The 20,604-nt window shown below is 71.7% G+C and carries 22 protein-coding genes, 2 tRNA genes and 1 riboswitch; of the genes, 15 read left to right on the top strand and 9 right to left on the bottom strand.

Annotation, left to right across the window (positions count from 1 at the left end; all coding sequences use genetic code 11):
• Window positions 1-73: 73 nt before the first annotated feature.
• On the bottom strand, window positions 74-1,147 hold the full coding sequence (locus KG102_RS11035) for a LacI family DNA-binding transcriptional regulator (protein WP_208211294.1): 1,074 nt from the start codon (window positions 1,145-1,147) through the stop codon (window positions 74-76).
• A 205-nt stretch (window positions 1,148-1,352) separates the two neighbouring features.
• Here KG102_RS11035 and KG102_RS11030 point away from each other — a divergent pair, with 205 nt between their 5' ends.
• The 7 genes from KG102_RS11030 (at window position 1,353) to KG102_RS11000 (ending at window position 11,065) form a co-directional block, all read left to right on the top strand.
• The gene (locus KG102_RS11030; protein WP_208211291.1) at window positions 1,353-2,588 is read left to right on the top strand and encodes a sugar ABC transporter substrate-binding protein; all 1,236 of its coding nucleotides are present in this window, start codon (window positions 1,353-1,355) and stop codon (window positions 2,586-2,588) included.
• A 111-nt stretch (window positions 2,589-2,699) separates the two neighbouring features.
• Window positions 2,700-4,316 (top strand): ABC transporter permease subunit, encoded by a 1,617-nt coding sequence (locus tag KG102_RS11025; RefSeq protein WP_208211288.1) that lies wholly within the window; start codon window positions 2,700-2,702, stop codon window positions 4,314-4,316.
• A gap of 1 nt (window position 4,317) precedes the next feature.
• Window positions 4,318-5,220: a sugar ABC transporter permease gene (locus KG102_RS11020; protein WP_208211285.1), complete on the top strand. Its 903-nt coding sequence runs from the start codon at window positions 4,318-4,320 to the stop codon at window positions 5,218-5,220.
• Between the two features lie 5 nt (window positions 5,221-5,225).
• The gene (locus KG102_RS11015) at window positions 5,226-7,085 is read left to right on the top strand and encodes a glycoside hydrolase family 13 protein (protein WP_208288851.1); all 1,860 of its coding nucleotides are present in this window, start codon (window positions 5,226-5,228) and stop codon (window positions 7,083-7,085) included.
• A gap of 40 nt (window positions 7,086-7,125) precedes the next feature.
• Window positions 7,126-8,424, top strand: coding sequence for a deoxyguanosinetriphosphate triphosphohydrolase (locus KG102_RS11010; protein ID WP_243884197.1), 1,299 nt, complete (start codon window positions 7,126-7,128; stop codon window positions 8,422-8,424).
• 16 nt (window positions 8,425-8,440) lie between these two features.
• A complete protein-coding gene (dnaG, locus tag KG102_RS11005) occupies window positions 8,441-10,390 on the top strand; it encodes a DNA primase (RefSeq protein ID WP_208288853.1) in 1,950 nt (649 codons plus the stop codon).
• Between the two features lie 81 nt (window positions 10,391-10,471).
• The gene (locus KG102_RS11000; protein ID WP_208288854.1) at window positions 10,472-11,065 is read left to right on the top strand and encodes a VIT1/CCC1 transporter family protein; all 594 of its coding nucleotides are present in this window, start codon (window positions 10,472-10,474) and stop codon (window positions 11,063-11,065) included.
• Window positions 11,066-11,093: 28 nt separating this feature from the next.
• Here KG102_RS11000 and KG102_RS10995 read toward each other — a convergent pair whose 3' ends face one another.
• On the bottom strand, window positions 11,094-11,888 hold the full coding sequence (locus KG102_RS10995; protein WP_208288856.1) for a transglutaminase-like domain-containing protein: 795 nt from the start codon (window positions 11,886-11,888) through the stop codon (window positions 11,094-11,096).
• Between the two features lie 173 nt (window positions 11,889-12,061).
• Between KG102_RS10995 and KG102_RS10990 the strand changes: the two genes are divergently transcribed.
• Together KG102_RS10990 and KG102_RS10985 are read left to right on the top strand one after the other, a co-directional pair.
• Entirely contained in the window at window positions 12,062-12,490 is a 429-nt protein-coding gene (locus tag KG102_RS10990; protein ID WP_208211267.1) for a transferase, read from the top strand.
• A gap of 63 nt (window positions 12,491-12,553) precedes the next feature.
• A complete protein-coding gene (locus KG102_RS10985; protein WP_208211264.1) occupies window positions 12,554-12,997 on the top strand; it encodes a hypothetical protein in 444 nt (147 codons plus the stop codon).
• 3 nt (window positions 12,998-13,000) lie between these two features.
• On the opposite strand, the gene KG102_RS10980 is transcribed toward KG102_RS10985, so the two are convergent.
• Genes KG102_RS10980 through KG102_RS10970 form a run of 3 tightly spaced genes read right to left on the bottom strand, consistent with a single transcriptional unit; the run spans window position 13,001 to window position 14,755 of the window.
• Window positions 13,001-13,864 (bottom strand): NAD(P)H-hydrate dehydratase, encoded by an 864-nt coding sequence (locus KG102_RS10980; RefSeq protein WP_208288858.1) that lies wholly within the window; start codon window positions 13,862-13,864, stop codon window positions 13,001-13,003.
• On the bottom strand, window positions 13,848-14,567 hold the full coding sequence (locus KG102_RS10975) for a histidine phosphatase family protein (protein WP_208289044.1): 720 nt from the start codon (window positions 14,565-14,567) through the stop codon (window positions 13,848-13,850). Before KG102_RS10975 ends, KG102_RS10980 begins: the two co-directional genes overlap by 17 nt.
• Window positions 14,568-14,605: 38 nt before the next feature.
• Window positions 14,606-14,755 (bottom strand): hypothetical protein, encoded by a 150-nt coding sequence (locus KG102_RS10970; protein WP_208211259.1) that lies wholly within the window; start codon window positions 14,753-14,755, stop codon window positions 14,606-14,608.
• A 171-nt stretch (window positions 14,756-14,926) separates the two neighbouring features.
• On the opposite strand from KG102_RS10970, the gene KG102_RS10965 reads away from it, so the two are divergent.
• Complete coding sequence (locus tag KG102_RS10965) at window positions 14,927-15,487, top strand: flavodoxin/nitric oxide synthase (protein ID WP_208288860.1); 561 nt, start codon at window positions 14,927-14,929, stop codon at window positions 15,485-15,487.
• A 31-nt stretch (window positions 15,488-15,518) separates the two neighbouring features.
• Here KG102_RS10965 and KG102_RS10960 read toward each other — a convergent pair whose 3' ends face one another.
• Together KG102_RS10960 and KG102_RS10955 are read right to left on the bottom strand one after the other, a co-directional pair.
• Window positions 15,519-15,893, bottom strand: a complete 375-nt coding sequence (locus tag KG102_RS10960) for an SDR family oxidoreductase (RefSeq protein WP_208288862.1) — start codon at window positions 15,891-15,893, stop codon at window positions 15,519-15,521.
• Window positions 15,894-16,000: 107 nt separating this feature from the next.
• The gene (locus KG102_RS10955; protein ID WP_208288864.1) at window positions 16,001-16,462 is read right to left on the bottom strand and encodes a PNPOx family protein; all 462 of its coding nucleotides are present in this window, start codon (window positions 16,460-16,462) and stop codon (window positions 16,001-16,003) included.
• Window positions 16,463-16,833: 371 nt separating this feature from the next.
• Between KG102_RS10955 and KG102_RS10950 the strand changes: the two genes are divergently transcribed.
• Window positions 16,834-17,259, top strand: coding sequence for a MarR family winged helix-turn-helix transcriptional regulator (locus KG102_RS10950; protein WP_249667286.1), 426 nt, complete (start codon window positions 16,834-16,836; stop codon window positions 17,257-17,259).
• 497 nt (window positions 17,260-17,756) lie between these two features.
• Here KG102_RS10950 and KG102_RS10945 read toward each other — a convergent pair.
• Both KG102_RS10945 and KG102_RS10940 read right to left on the bottom strand, forming a co-directional pair.
• A tRNA-Asn gene (locus tag KG102_RS10945) sits at window positions 17,757-17,829 on the bottom strand.
• A 47-nt stretch (window positions 17,830-17,876) separates the two neighbouring features.
• On the bottom strand, window positions 17,877-18,386 hold the full coding sequence (locus KG102_RS10940) for an AbrB/MazE/SpoVT family DNA-binding domain-containing protein (protein WP_208288869.1): 510 nt from the start codon (window positions 18,384-18,386) through the stop codon (window positions 17,877-17,879).
• Window positions 18,387-18,455: 69 nt separating this feature from the next.
• On the opposite strand from KG102_RS10940, the gene KG102_RS10935 reads away from it, so the two are divergent.
• The 4 genes from KG102_RS10935 to def all read left to right on the top strand — a co-directional run bounded on the left by KG102_RS10935 (window position 18,456) and on the right by def (window position 20,508).
• Window positions 18,456-18,529 (top strand) — tRNA-Ile (locus KG102_RS10935).
• A gap of 86 nt (window positions 18,530-18,615) precedes the next feature.
• Entirely contained in the window at window positions 18,616-19,392 is a 777-nt protein-coding gene (locus tag KG102_RS10930) for a DUF1206 domain-containing protein (RefSeq protein ID WP_208211238.1), read from the top strand.
• 75 nt (window positions 19,393-19,467) lie between these two features.
• A riboswitch (cyclic di-GMP riboswitch) is annotated at window positions 19,468-19,542 on the top strand.
• 16 nt (window positions 19,543-19,558) lie between these two features.
• Window positions 19,559-19,771, top strand: coding sequence for a BldC family transcriptional regulator (locus KG102_RS10925; RefSeq protein ID WP_208211235.1), 213 nt, complete (start codon window positions 19,559-19,561; stop codon window positions 19,769-19,771).
• Window positions 19,772-20,019: 248 nt separating this feature from the next.
• Complete coding sequence (def, locus tag KG102_RS10920; RefSeq protein WP_208211232.1) at window positions 20,020-20,508, top strand: peptide deformylase; 489 nt, start codon at window positions 20,020-20,022, stop codon at window positions 20,506-20,508.
• The last annotated feature ends 96 nt before the right edge of the window (window positions 20,509-20,604 follow it).

The following is a 20,604-nucleotide window of genomic DNA, read 5'->3' as shown; positions in this document are numbered from 1 at the left end:
CCTCACTTCGGGGTGTATCTCGAGGGGGGAGGCGCCGTTGCCGGGCGTGGGTCCACCGGGAACCCGCGGCCGGTCAGGGTACGGCGGGCGCCTCTGGGGTGACAGCGACCGAGGTCAGCGCCGGCGCGGCACCGGTGGAGTCGCGGACGATGAGCTCGGGGTGGAACTTCAGCTCCGTGCGAGACGCGGGGGTTCCGGTGATCTCCGCGACGAGGGCGGAGACGGCGGCGTGCCCCATGGACAGCACGGGCTGGCGGACGGTGGTCAGGGGCGGGTCGGTGAAGGCGATCAGGGGGGAGTCGTCGAAGCCGACGACCGAGAGGTCGCCGGGCACGGTCAGTCCGCGGGAGCGGGCCGCACGGATGGCGCCGAGGGCCATGAGGTCGGACCCGCAGATGATCGCCGTGTGGCCGCCGTCGAGGAGGTCGAGCGCCGCGGCCTGGCCCCCTTCGACCGTGAACAGCGTGGTGACGATGTGCGGGTCGGCGTCGGTGACCCCGAGGTGGCGCTCGAGGTTGATCGCGAACTCGGTGCGCTTGCGCGCGGAGGGCACGAACCTCTCGGGGCCGATGGCCAGACCGATGCTGCGGTGGCCGAGGGAGACCAGGTGGCGGAAGGCGAGGTCGAGGGCGGCGGAGTCGTCGGTGGACACCGAGGGTGCGTCGACCTCGTCGGCGTGGCCGTTGATCAGCACGATCGGCATGCCGCGGCTGCGCAGCCGGTGATAGCGCGACATGTTGGTCGTCGTGTCGGCGTGCAGTCCGGAGACGAAGACGATGCCGTCGACGTTGTGCTCGAGCAGCATCTCGACGTACTGGTCCTCGGTGGTGCCACCGGGGGACTGGGTGCACAGCAGCGGCGTGTAGCCGCGCTCTGTGAGCATCGTCTCGATGACCTGCGCGAAGGCGGGGAACACCGGGTTCGACAGCTCCGGGACCACGAGCCCGACCAGTCCGGCGGAGCGGGTGCGCAGCTTCTCGGGGCGCTCGTACCCGAGCACGTCCAGGGCTGCGAGCACGGCCTGGCGCGCCTGCGCCGACACGCCGTGCTTGCCGTTGAGGACCCGCGACACCGTCGCCGTGCTGACCCCGGCCTGCTCGGCAAGATCCGTCAGGCGGGTTCGCGCGATGGGCACGGTGGGGACCACGACACTCCTTTGTCCGGGTAGCAGCCACCGCTGTCAGAGGACCGGAGGATCCTCCGAGTCACGCTTCTGCAACGGTTCGCCGCAACTTACCGTAACGAGTTGCAGCCGCGGACACAACGAGGTTACCGTCGCGTCATCACGCCAACGCTGGTCGATCGTAGGGATCTGCCGCTGCGGCTCACTACCTCGATCTAGGAGATACACGATGCGACGGAGCATCCCCCTTACCGCTGCGGCCCTGGGCATCACGCTCGCCCTGGCCGCCTGTTCCGGCTCGTCGGACCCGGCCGACACGGAGTCCAGCGCACCCGCCGAGCAGGCTGGCGGCACGCTGACGATGTGGGTGGACGACACCCGCATCGACGAGATGAAGCCGGTCGTCGAGGAGTTCACGGCCGAGACCGACATCAAGGTCGACCTGGTCCAGAAGGCCTCGGGCGACATCGGCAAGGACTTCGTCGCGCAGGTCCCGACCGGCGAGGGCCCCGACATCATCGTCTCGGCGCACGACGGCCTGGGCGAGTGGGTCAACAACGGCGTCGTCGCACCCGTGGAGCTCGGCGACAAGGCCGCCGACTTCTCCGAGTCGGCCCTCGCCGGTGTCACGTACGACGGCAAGACCTACGGTGTCCCGATCTCGATCGAGAACATCGCCCTGGTGCGCAACAACGCGCTCCTCACGGAGACGCCGGCCGCGACGTTCGACGAGCTGGTCGCGCAGGCCAAGGGCACGGGCACCCCGTTCTCGGTCCTCGTCCAGCAGGGCGACGCGTCCGACCCGTACCACCTGTACCCGCTGCAGACCTCGTTCGGCGCCCCCGTCTTCGAGCAGAGCGCGGACGGTTCCTACACCGACACGCTCGCGCTCGGCGGCCCGGCCGGCGACGCGTTCGCCGCGTACCTGGCCAAGCTCGGCCAGGAGCAGGTCCTCCAGCTCGCGATCGACGGCGAGAAGGCCAAGCAGGCGTTCCTCGACGGCCAGGCGCCGTACATGATCACCGGGCCGTGGAACACCTCGGCCTTCGAGGAGGCGGGCATGGACATCACCGTGCTCCCCGTCCCGAGCGCCGGTGGGCAGCCCGCGCAGCCGTTCGTGGGCGTCCAGGGCGTCTTCATCTCGGCCAAGTCGGAGAACCCGGTCCTCGCCAACGAGCTCGTGGTCAACTACCTGTCCACCGAGGCCGCGCAGGACCGTCTGTACGAGGAGGGTGGCCGCATGCCCGCCAACTCCGCTGCCGCCGCGAAGGTCGAGAACCCGATCCTTCAGGGCTTCAACGAGGCCGGCGCGACCGGTGCCCCGATGCCGGCGATCCCCGCGATGAGCACCGTGTGGGCCTTCTGGGGCGCCACGGAGGCACAGATCATCGGCGGACAGGCCGAGCCGGCCGGTGCATGGAACACCATGGTGACCAACATCCAGGACGCCATCGACAAGGCGTGATGGCTTCGTGAACGTCCCGCCGGGCGGCATGCTGCCCGGCGGGACGTTCTCGCTCCCGCCGCCCCAGCCCGGCGATCCCCGCAGCAGTGACCCGTGTCCGGAGGACCTCGCATGACCGACCAGCAGACCGTGGCGCCCCCGGCGCCCCCGGAAGAGCCCGGCGCGAGGTCCCGGCGCCGCTCGCGCGGCGACGGCTCCCACGCCCGGAACATGTCCCCGGGCTTCTTCGCGAAGCTCATCCTCATCGCCCTGGTCGACGCGCTGGGCGTCTACGGGGTCCTCACCGCCTGGGCGGTGCAGTCATGGGGGATCGTGGCGTTCCTCGTCGTGGCGCTGCTCGTCGCGAACTGGGTCTACTTCTCCAAGCGCGCCGTCCCCGCCAAGTACCTGGTCCCGGGCCTGCTCTTCCTGCTCGTCTACCAGATCTTCGTCATGGCCTACACCGGGTACGTGGCGTTCACGAACTACGGCGACGGGCACAACTCCACCAAGGCCGACGCGATCGAGTCGATCTCGATCCAGAACGAGACCCGCGTCGAGGGCTCGCCCACGCTGCCGCTGACGATCGTGGCGCGCGATGGCGAGCTCGGGTTCGCGATCGTGCAGGACGGCGACGCCGAGGTCGGCACGGCCGAGGAGCCGTTCACGACCGTGGACGACGCCACCGTCGAGGGCGACCGCGTCACGGCCCTCCCGGGCTGGGAGGTCCTGGGCTTCGCCCAGATCGCCCAGGACCAGGCGGCGATCACCGAGCTGCGGGTCCCGTTCTCCGACGACCCGGCCGAGGGCTCGGTGCGCACGCAGGACGGTTCGACCGGCTACGTGTACCAGCCCACGCTCGCGTACGACGAGGCCAGCGACACGTTCGTCGACACGGCCACGGGCGAGACCTTCAGCCCGGCGGACACCGGCAACTTCGTGTCGGAGGACGGCGACCGCCTGACCCCCGGGTGGCGCGTCGGTGTCGGCTTCGACAACTTCACGCGGGTCTTCACCGACTCCCGGCTCACGGGCCCATTCCTGCAGATCACCGCCTGGACGTTCGCCTTCGCGGCGCTCTCGGTGGCCTCGACGTTCGCGCTCGGGCTCTTCCTGGCGATCGTGTTCAACGACCCCCGGATCCGCGGCCGCAAGATCTACCGCTCGCTGCTCATCCTCCCGTACGCGTTCCCCGGCTTCCTGTCCGCGCTCGTCTGGCGCGGCATGCTGAACGAGAAGTTCGGGTACGTGAACGAGGTCCTGCTCGGCGGCGCGAGCATCCCATGGCTCTCCGACCCCTGGCTGGCCAAGCTCTCGATCCTGCTGGTCAACCTCTGGCTCGGCTTCCCGTACATGTTCCTGGTCTGCACCGGGGCGCTGCAGTCCATCCCCGCGGACACCATCGAGGCCGCGCGGATCGACGGCGCGGGCCCGTGGCGCATCTTCAAGTCCATGACGCTCCCGCTGCTCATGGTCTCGGTGGCGCCGCTGCTCATCTCGTCGTTCGCGTTCAACTTCAACAACTTCTCGCTCATCTTCATGCTCACCGGTGGTGGTCCCAACTTCGTGGGCTCCCCGGTCGTGGTGGGCCACACCGACCTCCTCATCTCGATGGTCTACTCCGTGGCCTTCGAGAGCGGGACCAAGCAGTACGGACTGGCGAGCGCGCTGTCGATCCTCATCTTCATCGTGGTCGGAGTCATCGCCTACCTCGCCTTCCGTCGTACGCGCACCCTCGAGGAGATCTGAGATGGCCGACACACTCGTGGATCGGACCGACACCTTCGTGGAGCGCGACATGTCCCTCCGCGGGCGCCGCTGGTGGATCGAGATCGGCTGGCGGCACGTCATCGGCCTCGTGATGATCGTCGTCTGCGTCCTGCCGCTGGTGTACGTGCTGTCGGCGTCGCTGAACCCCGGCGGCACGCTGACCGGCTCGAACGACCTGTTCCGCACGGTCGACCTGCAGAACTACGGGGAACTGTGGGGCCGCGGGTACGGGAGCTGGTTCGCGAACTCCCTCATCATCTGCACGGTGACCGCCGTGGGCACCGTGCTCATGGGAGGTGCCGCCGCGTATGCGTTCTCGCGGTTCCGGTTCAAGGGCCGCCGCGGTGGCCTGACCACCCTGCTGATCATCCAGATCTTCCCGCAGATGCTGGCGTTCGTCGCGATCTTCCTCGTCCTGCTCTCCATCGGGGAGGTGTTCCCCGCGCTCGGGCTCAACAGCCGGTACGGGCTCATCGCGGTCTACCTCGGCGGCGCCCTCGGGGTGAACACGTTCCTCATGTACGGGTTCTTCAACACCGTGCCCCGTGAGCTGGACGAGGCCGCGAAGATCGACGGCGCCAGCCACGCGCAGATCTTCTGGACCATCATCCTGCGGCTCGTCGCACCGATCCTCGCGGTCGTCGGGTTCCTGTCGTTCATCGGCACGTTCGGCGAGTTCATCATCGCCAAGGTGGTCCTGCAGAGGCCCGAGGAGTACACGCTCGCGCTCGGTCTCTTCTTCTGGGCGGCCGACGAGCGCACCGCGCAGTGGGGCCTGTTCGCCGCGGGCGCGGTGCTCGCGGCCCTCCCCGTGATGCTGCTGTTCCTGTTCCTGCAGAAGTACATCGTCTCCGGCCTGACGGCTGGTGCGGTCAAGGGATGACGGCGATGCGAGGCCCCGTCGCGCACCTTCTCGACACCCCGCACCACGACGGGTCACCGCTGTACGCACCGGCCGGGGCCGCGCTCGGCGAGCGCGTCCCGGTCCGGGTCCGGGTCCCGGCCTCCGGCACGGAGCGTGCCGTCTGGCTGCGCACGATCCGCGACGGCGAGCCTCGGCTCGAGCCGGCGCGGCTCGACCAGGAGACCGAGCACGAGCGGTGGTACGTCGCCGACGTCCTGGTGCACAACCCGCTCACCAGCTACCGGTTCCTGCTGGACGAACCGGGCGGCTACCGGTGGCTCAACGGGCGCGGGGCGCACCAGCGTGACGTCCCGGACGCCGCCGACTTCAGGCTGTCGGCGCACGACCCGGCGCCCGCGTGGCTGGACACGGCGTTCGTGTACCAGGTGTTCCCGGACCGGTTCGCCCGGTCGAGCGGCCACCACGGCGAACCCGCCGGGCCGCTGCCGGACTGGGCGCAGCCGGTGGCCTGGGGCACGGAGCCTGCGGCCCTCGGCCGGGACACCTCGACCCAGCTGTTCGGCGGTGACCTGCCCGGCATCCAGTCGCGGCTCGACCACCTGCAGAGACTGGGGGTCGACACGCTCTACCTGACCCCGATCTTCCCCGCCCGGTCCAACCACCGCTACGACGCGAGCACGTTCGACCGCGTCGACCCGCTGCTGGGCGGCGACCAGGCGCTGGCGTCGCTGTCGAGCGAGCTGCACGCGCGGGGGATGCGCCTGGTCGGGGACCTCACGACCAACCACACCGGGGCGGGCCACGAGTGGTTCGTGACCGCGCAGGCCGACCCCTCCAGCGAGGAGGCGCGGTTCTACTACCCCTCCGACGAGCCGCCGGGCTACGTCGGCTGGCTCGAGCACGCCTCCCTGCCCAAGCTGGACTGGTCGGCACCCGGCCTGGCCGGCCGGATGGTCGAGGGACCGGAGTCGGTCATCGCGCGGTGGCTGCGTCCGCCCTACGGCCTGGACGGCTGGCGTATCGACGTCGCCAACATGACCGGCCGCTACGGGGGGCAGGACCAGACGCACGAGGTCGCGCGGATGATCCGGTCGACGATGCGGGCGCACAACCGCGACGCGGTCCTGGTCTCCGAGCACTTCCACGACGCCGGCGCGGACATGGGCGTCGGCGGCTGGCACGTCAACATGAACTACTCGGCGTTCACGCGCCCCGTGTGGTCGTGGCTGGTCGAGCCGGGCAGCACCCTGCCGTTCATCGGCATGCCGGTCGTCGTCCCGCGCCGCAGCGGCCGGACGATGGTCGAGACCATGCGCGACTTCGACGCCGCCGTGCCGTGGTCCGTCACGCGGCACCAGTGGAACATGCTGGCGTCCCACGACACGGCGCGGCTGCGCACGGTCGTCGGCAGCCGCGAGCGTGCCGAGGTGGCCGCGGCCATGCTGTTCACCTATCCCGGCACGCCGGTCGTGTTCGCGGGCGACGAGGGCGGCATGACCGGCGAGAACGGCGAGCACGCGCGGGCGAGCATGCCGTGGGACGAGATCGACGCCGGCGGTGGCCCGCACTGGGACGCCACGACGTTCGAGACGTACCGCCGGCTCGCCGCCCTGCGCCGCTCGTCGGTCGCGCTGCGTACCGGAGGCCTGCGCTGGGCCGTGGTGACCGACGACGCCGTGGCCTTCCTGCGCGAGACCGCCGACGAGCGCGTGCTGGTCCTGCTCGCGCGCGGCCCGTGGAGCGGTGCCCTGCTGCCGGGCCACCTGCTGGCGCCCGGCGAACGCGCGCAGAACCTGTACGGCGGCGGTGACCTGCGGCTCGTGGACGGGGCGCTGGTGCTCCCGGGTGACGGGCCGGGCGTCCAGGTCTGGCGGCTCGCGTAGTCGCGTCGTGGCGGCTCGTTAGGCTGGGGGCGTGACCGCACTGGACCAGTCCCTGGACGTCGACGGGTACGTCGACGCCGACCGGGAGCGCTGGGTCACCGAGCCGGTGAAGTCGCGTGAGCGGACGGCCTTCGAGCGCGACCGGGCGCGGCTCGTGCACTCCTCGGCGCTGCGCCGCCTCGGCGCCAAGACGCAGGTGCTCGGGCCGTCGTCGGACGACTTCGTCCGCACGCGGCTCACGCACACCCTCGAGGTCGCGCAGGTGGGCCGGGAGATCGGCAAGGCGCTGGGCTGCGACCCGGACATCGTCGACACCGCCTGCCTGGCGCACGACCTGGGGCACCCCCCGTTCGGGCACAACGGCGAGCGTGCGCTGGCCGAGCTGGCGAAGGGGATCGGCGGCTTCGAGGGCAACGCCCAGACGCTGCGGCTGCTGACCCGGCTGGAGCCCAAGGTCGTCGCCCCCGACGGTCGCGCGGTGGGGCTCAACCTGACCCGCGCCAGCCTCGACGCCTCGGTCAAGTACCCGTGGCGGCACGGGCAGGGGCCGGTGAGCGCGGCCAGCGGCCGGCCGACGCACAAGTTCGGCGTGTACGAGGACGACCTGCCGGTGTTCGAGTGGCTCCGTGAGCCGGCCCCGGACGCGCGCAAGTGCCTCGAGGCGCAGGTGATGGACCTGGCCGACGACATCTCCTACTCGGTGCACGACGTCGAGGACGCGGTCGTCGGCGGGCGGCTGGACCTGGAGGTGCTCGGCGTCGCGACCGAGCGCGACCGCGTGGTCGAGGCGGTGCACACCTGGTACGGGGACGCGGTGAGCGAGCAAGGGCTGCAGGACGCGATCGACCGGCTGGTCCGTGCGCGGCTGTGGCGCCCGGGGTTCGACGGCTCCCGTGCTGCGCTGGCGTCGCTCAAGGACGCCACGAGCCAGCTGATCGGCAGGTTCGCCAAGGCCTCGCAGCTGGCCACGCGCGAGGAGTACGGCCCCGGGCCGCTCACCCGCTACGCGGCCGACCTGATCGTCCCGCACGAGACGCTCGCCGAGATCCTGGTGCTCAAGGGCCTGGCCGTCACCTACGTCATGGCGCCGCGCGAGCTGGAGCCGCTGTACCACCGGCAGCGCGAGGTGCTCGTCGACCTGGTGCACGTGCTGTCGGAGCGTGCACCGATCGCCCTGGAGCCGCCGTTCGCCGCGGACTGGGCGCAGGCCGGAGACGACGCCGCGCGCCTGCGCGTGGTGATCGACCAGGTGGCCTCGCTCACCGACGTCTCCGCGGCCGAGCTGCACGCGCGCCTGGTCCACCCGCCGCGGCACGGCGGACCGGCCGTCCTCGTGTGACGCCTAGACTCCTCGCGTGGCAGGACGCATCCGGCGGGAGGACGTGGAGGCAGTCCGCGAGCGTGCCCACATCGAGGAGATCGTCGGCCAGCACGTCACGCTGAGGTCCGCGGGCGTCGGGTCGATGAAGGGCCTGTGCCCGTTCCACGACGAGCGGTCCCCGTCCTTCCACGTGCGGCCCCAGGTCGGGCGCTACCACTGCTTCGGCTGCGGCGAGGGTGGCGACGTCATCGACTTCGTGCAGAAGGTCGACGGGCTCGGGTTCTCCGAGGCCGTCGAGTACCTGGCCGGCAAGGTGGGCCTGCAGCTGCGGTACGAGGAGGGCGGCGCCCCCCGGCCCGGCGAGGAGCCCGGCAAGCGGCGTCGGCTCATCGAGGCGCACAAGGTGGCCGAGGAGTTCTACCGCGAGCAGCTGAGCACGCCGGCCGCCGCCGCGGGACGGCAGTTCCTCGCCGAGCGCGGCTTCGATCGGAGCGCCGCCGCAGACTTCGGCGTCGGGTTCGCGCCGCAGGGCTGGGACTCCCTCCTGCGGCACCTGCGCGGCCGGGGCTTCACGGAGGCCGAGCTCACCCTCTCCGGGCTCGTCAGCCAGGGGCAGCGGGGCATCTACGACCGCTTCCGGGGCCGCCTCGTGTGGCCCATCCGCGAGCTGACGGGCGAGACCATCGGCTTCGGTGCGCGGCACCTGTTCGAGCAGGACCAGGGGCCCAAGTACCTGAACACGCCCGAGACGCCGCTCTACAAGAAGTCGCAGGTGCTCTACGGGATCGACCTGGCCAAGCGGGACCTGCAGCGCGAGAAGCGCGTGGTCGTCGTCGAGGGCTACACCGACGTGATGGCCATGCACCTGTCCGGCGTCGGCACGGCCGTGGCCACCTGCGGCACCGCGTTCGGGTCCGACCACGCCCGGATCGTGCGGCGGCTGATCGGCGACTCGGGGTCCTCGGGGGGTGTCCAGCTGGCATCCGGCGCCTCGGTCGGCGGCGAGATCATCTTCACGTTCGACGGTGACGCCGCAGGTCAGAAGGCGGCGCTGCGCGCGTTCGGGGAGGACCAGTCGTTCTCGGCCCAGACGTTCGTGGCCGTCGAGAAGTCCGGCATGGACCCCTGCGAGCTGCGGCAGGCCAGGGGTCCGGACGCCGTCCGGGCGCTCGTGGCCGGCCGGACGCCGCTGTACGAGTTCGTCATCCGGTCGACCCTCGCGTCCTACGACCTGCGCACCGCGGAGGGCCGGATCGGTGCGCTGCGTGCCGCCGCCCCGATCGTGGCCGGGATCCGCGACGCGGGTCTGCGTCCCGAGTACACCCGGATGCTGTCCGGCTGGCTCGGCATCGACGACCCCGACGCCGTGCGCCGGGCCGTGCACGGTGCGTCGACGAGGCCGCAGACGACGCGCGGCGAGCGGCCCTCGGCATCGACGTCGGCGTCGGCGGAGCCCGTGCGGGTCCCGATCGTGCGCATGCCCGTCCCGGACCGCCGTGACCCCGTCGCGCAGATCGAGCGGACCGCCCTCGAGGTGGTGCTCCAGCGCCCCGACCTGGTGGCGTCGGACTTCGACGAGCTTCCGACCGACGCGTTCGGCGCCCCGGCGTACCGGGCGGTGCACGAGGCCATCCGCGCGGCCGGTGGGCTGAGCGCCGCGCGACCCCTGGTGCAGGCCTCGGGCGGATCCACCGGATGGGTGGGTGCCGTCATCGAGCAGGCCGCGGAACCCGTCCGGCCCCTCGTCACCGAGCTCGCCGTCGCGCCCCTGCCCGAGGACCGCCCCGAGTCCCTCGAGGGCTACGTCAAGGGCGTGGTCCTCCGTCTCGTGGAGATCGGGTTCACCCGGCACATCGCGGACCTGCGCGGACGCCTGCAGCGCATGGACGCCGAGGCCGACCCGGCCGCGTACCAGGCCGCGTTCGCCGAGCTCGTCGAGGTCGAAGGCCGTCGTCGCAACCTGCGCGAGAGCGCCTCGGCCTAGGCCAGGCGGTCCTGCATCGTCGCAGGTCAGGGCAGCCTTTGCTTCGGTGACACGGCCGGCCGACCGGCCTACCGTGGACAGATGACCGTCCTGTCCGCACGCCGATCCCCGGCCCCAGGGCGCCGCCGCGAGGTGACGACGTCCAGCCTCAACTGGCTGCGCGCCGGGGTGCTCGGGGCCAACGACGGGATCGTCTCCATCGCCGCCACCGTGCTCGGCGTGGCGGGAGCGTCGACCCCGGTCCGGACCATCGCGGTCGCCGGCATCGCCGCGCTCGTCGCGGGGGCGCTGTCCATGGCCGCGGGGGAGTACGTGTCGGTGAGCAGCCAGCGCGACGCGGAGCGGGCCGCCGTCCGTCGGGGCCGCGTGCTGCCGACGCTCGTGGTCCGGGGCGGTGAGGAGCTCACCAACCCGTGGCACGCCGCCGTCGCCTCGCTCGGCGCCTTCGTCGCGGGAGGTCTCATCCCGCTCGTGGTCGTCCTCGCACCCTGGGGCGCGGCCCGCGTCCCCGCGACGTTCGCCGCCGTCGTCGTCGCGCTGGCCCTCACCGGCCTGGTGGCGGCACGGTTCAGCGGGGCCGAGCCGCGGCGGGCGGTGCTGCGCAACATCGTCGGCGGGTCCGTCGCGATGGCCGTGACGTTCGCCGTCGGCGCGTTCGTCGGGGTCGCGCTCTAACGTCGGCCGACAGCGCAGCCGTGGGCCGTCAGCGCAGCGCGACGAGCCGCGTGACGTCGTCGTCGCGTGTGCCGTGCACCGCGGCCGTCACGGTCATTGCCCGGATCGAGAGCTGGCCACCGTAGTACGACAGGAACGCCGTGTCGGTGGCGTCGCGACCCGTGGCGATGCGGACGAGCGACTCACGCCGGGCCAGCCCGGTCGCGTCCACCACGCGCCAGGCACCCTCGACGTAGGCCTCGGCCACCGCGTGGAAGTCCATCGGCTTGAGCCCGGGGGCGTACACCGAGACGAGGCGGGCGGGCACGTCCCTGGCCCGCAGCAGGGCGACCACGAGGTGCGCGAAGTCCCGGCACACGCCCCGTCGCTTGAGCAGCGTGTCCGTGGCGCCGTCCGTCGGAAGGCTGGCACCCGACAGGTAGGTGACGTGGCCGGCGACCCAGGCGACGACCGCGTCGAGCAGCTCGGCATCCCGCAGCTCGCGGAACTGGTCCCTGGCGAAGGCCAGCAGGCGGTCCGAGTCGGCGTAGCGGCTGGGCCGCAGGTACTCGACGAGGTCGACGTCGTCGATGGCGGGCGGGTCGGCCAGGCCGGTCACCGTGGCCTGGTAGTCCACCACCAGGCGGCCCGCGGGGGACAGCACGCGGTGCATGCGACCGCCGTGGGCCATCTTGATCTCGGCCACGTCCAGGGGCCCGTCCTCGTGGCGCACGGACAGGATCTCGGAGCGGTCGTGGGCGCCGTCCGCGACGGCGACGCTGAGCAGGATCTCGAGCGGTGAGCGCACGTCCAGGGACAGGTGCGAGGTGACGGTGCGCAGCACGGCCGAGAGTCCTTTCCCGACCATCGGCGGCCGGACCAAGCAGGGGGGCAGGCGCAAGTGTGGGGCTCGCGCGGCCGCGCGTCCAGCCGGTGTTCGCGGACGGCTGAGCGGTCCGGGAAACCTCCTGGGGACTCGGTCGTTATGTCATGCGAGAACAGCAGCTGAGGAGAGGTATGTCGCGGCGGATCAAGGGTCTGGTGGAGTTCGAGGACGACCGTGGTGCGGTGATGCGGTACATCCCGCACGCGAACGGTGGCGGCCTGGTCGCACCCGGGGCGCGCGTGCACGAGGACGCCTGGCTGGACCGCACGGCGTACGTGGAGGCGGGCGCCGTCGTCGGGCCGGGTGCGCGCGTCGGGGCCGGCAGCTGGGTCGACGTGGACGTCGTGCTCGGCCCCGGGGTCCAGATCGGGAGCAACGTGCACCTGGGCGCACGGACGCGCGTGGGCGCCCGTGCGCGGGTCGGCGCCAACGCGCGCGTCGGGCAGCGGGTGTCGATCGAGCAGGGCGCCATCGTGGAGGCCGACGGGGTGGTGCGGGACGGTGCCGTCGTCGAGAGCGCCGGCCGGACGCGCCGCGCAGGGTACGGGCAGGCCGCCTAGCGAGCGTGCCCAGGCGTCCAGGCGTGCACCGGCGGTGCCGCGGCCTCACGTAGTCTCCGGGCCATGAGCACCCTGGATGAGGTCGGCCGGCGCGACGGATGGCGATGCTGGCTGTGCGACGAGCCCGTCGACCCCGATGCGTCCGTCAACGCCGACCGCGGCCCGAGCATCGACGGGGGTGCGACGCCGAAGGGCAAGAAGCCGACCGCGGGGTCCGAGCGGCTCGCACATCGCGCCTGCAACACCCGCAAGGGTGCCGTGAAGCCCGTCGTCGCCTGGTCGCCCGACCTGTTCGTCGTCGACCCGGCACCGATCGTCGGCACGGTCGAGCGGCTGACCCGCAAGGGCGGCCGCGAGATGGTGGCGCGGTGCCCCACGCGCGCCGACGCCGAGGAGGCCGCGGCGTGGCTGGTGGACCGGCTCTCCCGGTTCGCACCCGACCTGCGCGTCACGGCGGACGTGGAGCCCGGTGGCGGCCAGTACCTGCTGGTGCTGCGCGCGGCCTGACGGCTACGGCGTCAGCTCCGTCAGGAGGGTCGGCAGCTCGTCGGGCAGCTCGCGGGCCAGGTAGCCGAGGCGGCCGACCCGCGTCGCCAGCCGGTCACCGGCCGCCGCGTGCAGGTGCGTCGCCCAGCAGGCGGCCTGGTCCGGCGGCGCCCCGCGGGCGAGGATCCCGACGAGGGCACCCGCGAGGACGTCTCCGCTGCCGGAGGTGGCCAGCCCGGCGAGACCGGTCGCGACCTCCCACTGCGAGCCGTCGGGAGCCGCGATCCGGCCCTGACAGCTGACCACGGCACCGTACGTCGCGGCGATGCGCGCGGCCGACCGGTCGTCGATCTCCTCGACCCCGAGCAGCAGGGCCGCCTCCTTGGCGTTCGGGGTCAGGACGAGCCGCCCCTGGAGCCGCTCGGCGACCTCGGGGACGCGGGGGAGCACCCCCAGTGCAAAGGCGTCGAGGAGCACCGCGGCCTCGTCGGGGATGCCGTCGATCATCGACGTCAGCAGGTCGACGGTCCGGTCGGGGTCGTCCAGGCCCGGCCCCACGAGCACCGCGTCCGCGCTCGACAGGTCACCCATGAGCTGGTCGACGCCGGTCCCGTCCGGGGACCCCGTCTCGGTCTCCGGGAGCCCCACGACCCCGGCCTCTGGCAGGGCGATCGCCATGGGCACCGCGACGGACCGCGCCACGGCGAGCGTCAACCGGCCTGCTCCGACGCGCAAGGCCGAGACCCCGGCCAGGAGCACCGCCCCGGGGGTGGTCCGCGCCCCTCCGACGGCTACGACCTGCCCGCGGCTGTACTTGGAGTCCGCGTCGGCCGGCAGCGGCCAGTCCCGCAGCAGGGCGGGCGTGACCTGTTCAGTGCGGGAGGGCATCGCGGTCTCCTGCGTGGGTGGTCGTGGCGGCGCCCTCGCGCTCCAGGTGGTAGTCGTGGTTGAACGCGGTCAGCGTCCACGCCCCCGCCGGCGTCCGCGCCAGCCGGGTCACGGTGGCGTTGCGGACCGGGTCCCGCCGGCCGAGCTCGAGCACCTCGTGCTCGGTCAGCGCCTCACAGACGTAGCGGATCGTCATGATCACGGCGTCGTGCGCCACGAGCAGCACGCGCCTGCCGCTCTCGACACGGTCGAGGTCGGCCAGGAAGGCGCGCACGCGAAGCGCGAGATCCGCCCACGACTCGCCGCCCGGCGGGCGGTAGTAGAACTTGCCCAGGTGCCGTCGCCGGGCCGCCTCCTGCGGGTAGCGCGCCTCGACGCCGGTCCGGGTGAGCAGGTCCAGGATGCCGAGCTCGCGGTCGCGCAGCCGCTCGTCGAGCCGCACGTCGAGGGTCGCGCCGGCGGCCGCCAGGGCGATCGTCGCCGTCTGTTCCGCCCGCACGTACGGCGAGCACCAGACGACCTCGGGACCGGCGCCCGGCGACTGCTCGTGCAGCCACGTGCCCAGCGCCTCGGCCTGCTCGGCGCCCCGCGCCGACAGCGGGGTGTCGGCGTCACGCGTCTCCAGGTCGATCACCTCGAGGCCGGCGCGTTCCGCCGCGGTCGCGGCGACGTTCCCGACGCTCTCACCGTGGCGGACCAGCATGAGCTCGGTGACACCGGCGATGCCGGGGGACGTGGTGCTCACTCGGGCTCGGCCCCCGTGGGGTCGCTGGGATAGATCTTCTCGACGGCCACGTCCTGGTTGTCGCCCTCCTCCGGCTGTCCGTGGTCCGGGGTCGACTCCGGCAGTGCGGGCGTGTCGTCCGCCGACTGGCTGCTCAGCTCGCTCATCGTCTCTCCCTCGTCGTCAATCTGTGCGGCACCACTGTCGCCCTGCTCGCCCGTCGGTGCATCCCGTACCGCTGGATCCGCTCATCACATGGTGCATTCAGGACCTATGGCCCTGGGCGGCGGTTGTCCGCGGCGCGGATCCTGGAGTGGTCCAACCGCTCGACGAGGACGGTGAGTGCAGTGCGTGCCCTGGTGATCTATGAGTCGTGGTTCGGGAGCACCGCCAACATCGCGCGGGCGGTGTGGGAGGGCATGTGCACCCGGGTGCCGGACACGTCGGTGATGGAGGTCGGCGCGGCGCCTGTGGGCCTCCCCGGCGACCTCGAGCTGCTGGTGGTCGGCGGTCCGACGCAGGCGTTCGGCATGAGCCGGGCGTCGACGCGCGCCGACGCGCGGCAGTGGGCCGGTATGGCCGACAACGGTCCGACGGTCGGCGTCCGGGAGTGGCTCGCGTCGTTGAAGCCACCTGCTCGGCAGGTCCATGCCGCGACGTTCGACACGCGCATCCACAGCCCGCACGTGCCCGGCTCCGCGGCCGTCGGTGCGTGGCGCGCCCTGCGGCGGGCGGGGTTCGACGTCTCGGCCGAGGCGGAGTCGTTCTGGGTGCTGGGCACCACCGGGCCGTTGCGCGACGGCGAGCTCGAGCGCGCGCGTTCGTGGGGCGTGTCGATCACGAGCCTGCTGCCCGGGCCGCGACCGCTCGACCCGGGCGCGCGCTCCGTCGCGGGGTGATCCGCGGCGTGCGGTAGCGGCGGCCGGTGCCTCAGGTCGCCTCGGGGTCCAGCCCTAGCGCGGCACGGCCGCCGTCCACCGGCAGGACCGCGCCGCTCACGAACGACGCGGCGTCGGAGAGCAGGTAGGCCACCGTCGCCGCCACCTCCTGCGCGCGCCCCACCCGCCCGAGCGGATGGAGCCGGCGCATCTGCTCCTCGATGTCGCGAGCGTGCACGGGCCCGCTCGCGTCGAGCAGCGCGTCGTAGCGCGCGGTCGAGATCGAGCCCAGTGCGACCGCGTTCACCCGGACCTGCCGCGCCCCGTGCTCGACGGCGGCGGCGCGGGTGAGACCCTCGACCGCCGCCTTCGCCGTCGCGTAGGGGAGCGAGCCGCGGACGGGCCGTTGCGCCTGGTGCGAGGACACGTTGACCACGGAACTCGGACCGCGGAACCGTCCGGCCGCGACAGTCGTCCCCACGAGCGCGGGCGCGCCTTGGCCGTTCGCCCTGTTCGCATTCATAAGAGCCCCGCTCAACCATCCGATCGCTCGCCACGACGTATCTCGAAGACGGCCACTTTGTCGCTGGCCGCAGCGAAGGCGGCGGGATCGCCGCTGCTGACTAGTCCGATGCGGATGAAGAACTGGACCCCGTGGGGTACTTCAGTGGGGAAGGCGGTCATGACCTGTCTGCGCGTCGCGGGATCTGTGACCTCGATGAGGTCGATGACCTCGTGACCGCGGCCTTTGCTGAGCCTCCCGTGGCCGGCGGCGCGGGCGTTCTCGGCCCAGTTGGAGTTCGCGAGTCCGGCGATCACGTACCGGCGTCCGTTGACGGTCAGGGGGGAGACGGGCGTCGATCGGGGCTCGCCGGTGGCACGGCCAGGAATCGTGATGAGGTGGATGGTCCCGAGGGGCACACCGAGGCGGTGCAGCAACTTCACGACGCGGTTTGCTGGCTTGAGCCATCCGGGCAGTGTTCCCATGTCGGACATGTGTGTGCTCCTTCGCGGTGTTATCGGTCCGGCTAGTCGGTGACGGTGAGCCCGTCCACGGCTCTGGCGATGACGAGCGTGTCGTGGTCCGGGCTGGTGGGCGCGGTGTTGCGGTAGCCGCGTCCGATCGCGCCGAGTTTCGCCGTCGCTGTGGATGCAATGCGCTCCGCCGCCGATGCGGACTCCGACGGGGACGCCGGACGGGCGGCGCAGGCGGAGGTTGCGGACTGGCCCTTCGATGCGCCCACCACAGCGACACCGAGACCGGAGGGCTCCTCCCGCTACGATTTCGAAGACGGGAACATCCCACCATGACTCAATCCCCATCTGGGATAGTCCCGTATCGGGAAGAATATCCATGGAGGTGTGAGGTGTCCAGTCCGAACGGCGCGCGAATTCAGCGGGCGCTCCGGGGCGCGTTGGTCAACGCGGTGCTCGGTAACGAGCGCATCGCGCGCGAGTTCGACCTGCTCGTCACCGACCTCCAGACGCTGCACCTGCTCGTCCTGCGCGACGACGTACGCACACCCAAGCAGCTCAGTCAGACGACGGGCCTACCCACGAGCACCATCACGCGCGTCCTCGACCGACTCGAGGCAGCCGGTTACCTGCGGCGCGCGCATGACCCACAGGACCGACGCCGCATCAACATCGAACTGATCCCCGAGAAGATCGCGCCGATCATCAACCGCTACGGCCAGTACACCGACACGCTCGACCGGACCAACGCCGAGTTCACCGAAGAAGAACTCGGCCTTGTCGCCCGCTACCTCGAACAGGCCAGCTCCACCTTCTGAACGCTCACGGTCTCTCCTGGTATCTGTTCGGCGTTGTCCCCGACGGCGCGAGCGCTGTGCCAGCCGGCTACCAGACTTGCGATAGCTACCGTTCATGGCCCGGCTTCGACGCTGAGACCATGATTCGTGCGGGGGCTAGCCCGAGAGCGCGGGGGTTCCTGCGGCGATCAGCGCGGCAAGCACCGGTGACCAGCCAGCAGGAGTAGCGCCAAGCCCCACCAACCCGGCGAGAGCGGGGCCGCCAGCACAACCGAAAGCGCCCTGCCCAGACGCGCGGGGATGGCTGCGACATTCGACGGTTGCTCGGACCGGCGGGCGATCCTCGATCAGTTCGCTCCGAGGAGTGCGAAGCGGGTCGATGCGGGGGTACGGAGGCACCCGGCTCTGGGGGCTCGCCTCCGAATACTTGTCGAGTCGACGTCGATCGCACGCCCAAGGGGGAAAGACGAACGGCCGCTGCCAGGGTTTAAAACCCCAGGTCAGCGGCCCTTTCGTTGCTCCCTCGACTGGACTCGAACCAGTAACCGTCCGATTAACAGTCGGATGCTCTGCCAATTGAGCTACGAGGGATCGTGCGGGAAGAACTCTAGCAGCCGGTCAGGGGTGCCCAGGACCGGTCAGCGGGGCAGCCCGACGGCGTCGCGGACCTCGTCCTCGGCCGCGTCGACCGCAGCCGCGACGGCGGCATCGGTCAGGTCGATGGCCGCATCGCCCAGAACCTGGGTGAACAGCTTTCCGTCCTCGTCGCGGCGCAGCACCACCCGGGCCCGCTTCCCACCGGGCAGCGAGACCGCCGCGGCGTGGACGACCGACTGCTGCACGCGTTCGCGGAACGTCTGGGAGAACGCGAACGACCCCGGCGCCTCCGAGAAGGTCAGCCGCTCGGAGTCGCCCCAGACCCAGCGCAGGGTCATCGTGCGGGTCTCCGGGTCCAGCGAGCCGTGGTCGACGTCCGACCAGGGGTGCCGTGCGGCCGGGCCGTCGGGAGGGACGAGGTGCAGCGCGCGACGGGAGGCCACGGCCCACCGGCCGTCGGACAGCTCGGTGCTCACCAGCACGGTGTCGCCCGGCCGCAGGTCCAGACGGGCGCGGACGGCAGCGGGGAGACGACGACGGAACAGGGGCACCGCATCACGGTACCCGCGGCGCGCGTGACGGACGCACGCGCACGCCCCTCGGTAGGGTGAGGCTGCTTCGGGGCAGTAGCTCAGCCGGTCAGAGCAGCGGACTCATAATCCGTCGGTCGTGGGTTCAAGCCCCACCTGCCCCACGATGTCGGAGCTCTCGGGTCGCCGTCCCATCCCAGTGCTGCCACCATCGGCGCCACGGGGGGCCCGAGACGGAGGAGATGTCACCGTGACGACAAGTAGCACGGTCAATGCGCAGAGGTCCTGGGAGCTGGCGGCACGGGCGGGATACGCAGTCAGCGGAGTGCTCCATGTGCTGATCGGTGTGCTGGCCCTGCGGGTTGCGTTCGGCAGCGGCGGCGAGCAGGCGGACCAGTCCGGGGCGCTCAGCGCCATCGCCGCCACCCCCTTCGGTGCCGCCATCCTGTGGTTCTCGGTCGTGGCGTTCGTCGCGCTCGGTGCCTGGCAGGTGGCGCGGGCGTTCCACTCCCGCGAGACCGGGGACCGCGCCAAGTCGGCGGGGCGCGCGGTCGTCTACATCGCCCTCGCGTTCGCGGCGCTCAGCTTCGCGCGTGGCGGCGGGTCCGCCGCGTCCACCCAGACCGCGGACCTGACCGCCACGCTCATGAGCGCTCCTGGCGGGCGGGTCCTCGTGGCAGCCGTCGGGCTCGGGATCATCGCCGTCGGCGTCTACCACGTCTACAAGGGCTGGAAGAAGAAGTTCCTGCAGGACCTGAACCGGCTGCCCTCGGGCACGGCCGGCTCCGTCGTGCTGCGGCTCGGCGTGCTCGGGTACGTGGCCAAGGGCGTGGCGCTCGGCATCGTCGGCGCGCTCTTCGTCCAGGCGGCGGTGACGTCGGACCCGTCGAGCTCCACGGGACTCGACGGCGCCCTGCACACCCTGCGCGACCAGCCCGCTGGCGTGCTGCTCCTGGTGATCGTCGCGGCGGGGTTCGTGGCGTTCGGTGCCTACTCGTTCGTTCGCGCCCGATATGGCCGCATCTAAATCACCCGTTTGCCCCGCGAATCGTGCGCGGAGGTTGTTGCACAAGCGTCCAGATTCGGGCATAGTTCCTGTTGTCAGCGACAACGGCAAACCCGCCGCAAGGCGGGGACGCAAAGCCACGGGGCCCACAGGGCCAGCCGAGCTACCGAACGACAGGAGAACCACCATGGCCACGACCACCGACGCCCCCCTCTCGCAGGGCGCACTGCTTACTCCCGGCGAGGTCGCGGTGCTGTTCCGCGTCGACCCGAAGACGGTCACCCGCTGGGCCCAGGCCGGCAAGCTGTCGGCCGTCCGTACGCTCGGCGGCCACCGCCGTTTCCACGAGGCCGAGGTGCGTTCGCTCCTCACGGGTGTTCCCACGCAGCGCGGCGAGTGAATTCTCGCTGAACGTCAAGAAAGCCCCCGAGCTCGATGAGCTCGGGGGTTTTCTGCATTCCTGCGTCCGCACGAACGTGCCGGCGACGGTGATAGCTGGCCCTGCCGGAAAGACGGGGACCGGCGACCGTCGCGGTCCGGCGCGCGGGACGGCCACGGGATGTCACGCTGCTCACACTCACCGGCCTCCGGGGCCTCGCGGGCGTCGTGTGCGCCTCCTCGAACCGCGCGCCGTGCGAGGATCTGCGCATGGCGATGCGAGAGATCCGGACTGTCGGGGACCCCGTCCTGCGCACCCCCTGCGACCCGATCACGACCATCGACGACCGCGTGCGCGGCCTCGTCGAGGACCTGCTCGAGACCGTGGACACGGACGGCCGCGCGGGCCTGGCTGCGAACCAGATCGGCGTCAGCCTGCGGGCGTTCTCCTGGAACATCGACGACGAGGTCGGCTACGTGCTGAACCCCGTGATCGTCGAGCTGTCCGAGGACGAGTACCAGGACGGTGACGAGGGCTGCCTGTCGGTCCCCGGCCTCTGGTTCCCCACGCACCGGTCCTGGTACGCACGCGTCGTCGGCACCGACCTGGACGGCAAGGAGGTCGTCGTCGAGGGCGTCGAGCTCATGGCGCGGTGCCTGCAGCACGAGGTCGACCACCTGGACGGGATGTTGTACCTCGACCGCCTCGAGCGGTCGGTGCGCAAGAAGGCGATGCGCGCGATCCGCGACACGCTGTAGCCGTTCCTGCCCAAGGGCTGGCGCCCTGCGGATCCGTCCGGCATGCTGTCCCCAGCACGCCGCGCGTGCTGTCTGCACATCATCCGTGAGTCCTGT

It is taken from the genome of Cellulomonas fengjieae (assembly GCF_018388465.1).
In the GTDB taxonomy this organism is placed as follows: Bacteria; Actinomycetota; Actinomycetes; order Actinomycetales; family Cellulomonadaceae; genus Cellulomonas; species Cellulomonas fengjieae.
The sequence above is the reverse complement of the archived record's forward strand: the minus strand, read 5'-3'. Positions and strand labels throughout refer to the sequence as shown.

Coding starts and splice junctions, on each gene's coding strand:
- KG102_RS11030 (WP_208211291.1), top strand. CDS start 1,353: ATGCGACGGAGCATCCCCCTTACCGCTGCGGCCCTGGGCATCACGCTC.
- KG102_RS11025 (WP_208211288.1), top strand. CDS start 2,700: ATGACCGACCAGCAGACCGTGGCGCCCCCGGCGCCCCCGGAAGAGCCC.
- KG102_RS11020 (WP_208211285.1), top strand. CDS start 4,318: ATGGCCGACACACTCGTGGATCGGACCGACACCTTCGTGGAGCGCGAC.
- KG102_RS11015 (WP_208288851.1), top strand. CDS start 5,226: ATGCGAGGCCCCGTCGCGCACCTTCTCGACACCCCGCACCACGACGGG.
- KG102_RS11000 (WP_208288854.1), top strand. CDS start 10,472: ATGACCGTCCTGTCCGCACGCCGATCCCCGGCCCCAGGGCGCCGCCGC.
- KG102_RS10990 (WP_208211267.1), top strand. CDS start 12,062: ATGTCGCGGCGGATCAAGGGTCTGGTGGAGTTCGAGGACGACCGTGGT.
- KG102_RS10985 (WP_208211264.1), top strand. CDS start 12,554: ATGAGCACCCTGGATGAGGTCGGCCGGCGCGACGGATGGCGATGCTGG.
- KG102_RS10980 (WP_208288858.1), bottom strand. CDS start 13,864: ATGCCCTCCCGCACTGAACAGGTCACGCCCGCCCTGCTGCGGGACTGG.
- KG102_RS10975 (WP_208289044.1), bottom strand. CDS start 14,567: ATGCTGGTCCGCCACGGTGAGAGCGTCGGGAACGTCGCCGCGACCGCG.
- KG102_RS10970 (WP_208211259.1), bottom strand. CDS start 14,755: ATGAGCGAGCTGAGCAGCCAGTCGGCGGACGACACGCCCGCACTGCCG.
- KG102_RS10955 (WP_208288864.1), bottom strand. CDS start 16,462: ATGTCCGACATGGGAACACTGCCCGGATGGCTCAAGCCAGCAAACCGC.
- KG102_RS10925 (WP_208211235.1), top strand. CDS start 19,559: ATGGCCACGACCACCGACGCCCCCCTCTCGCAGGGCGCACTGCTTACT.
- def (WP_208211232.1), top strand. CDS start 20,020: ATGGCGATGCGAGAGATCCGGACTGTCGGGGACCCCGTCCTGCGCACC.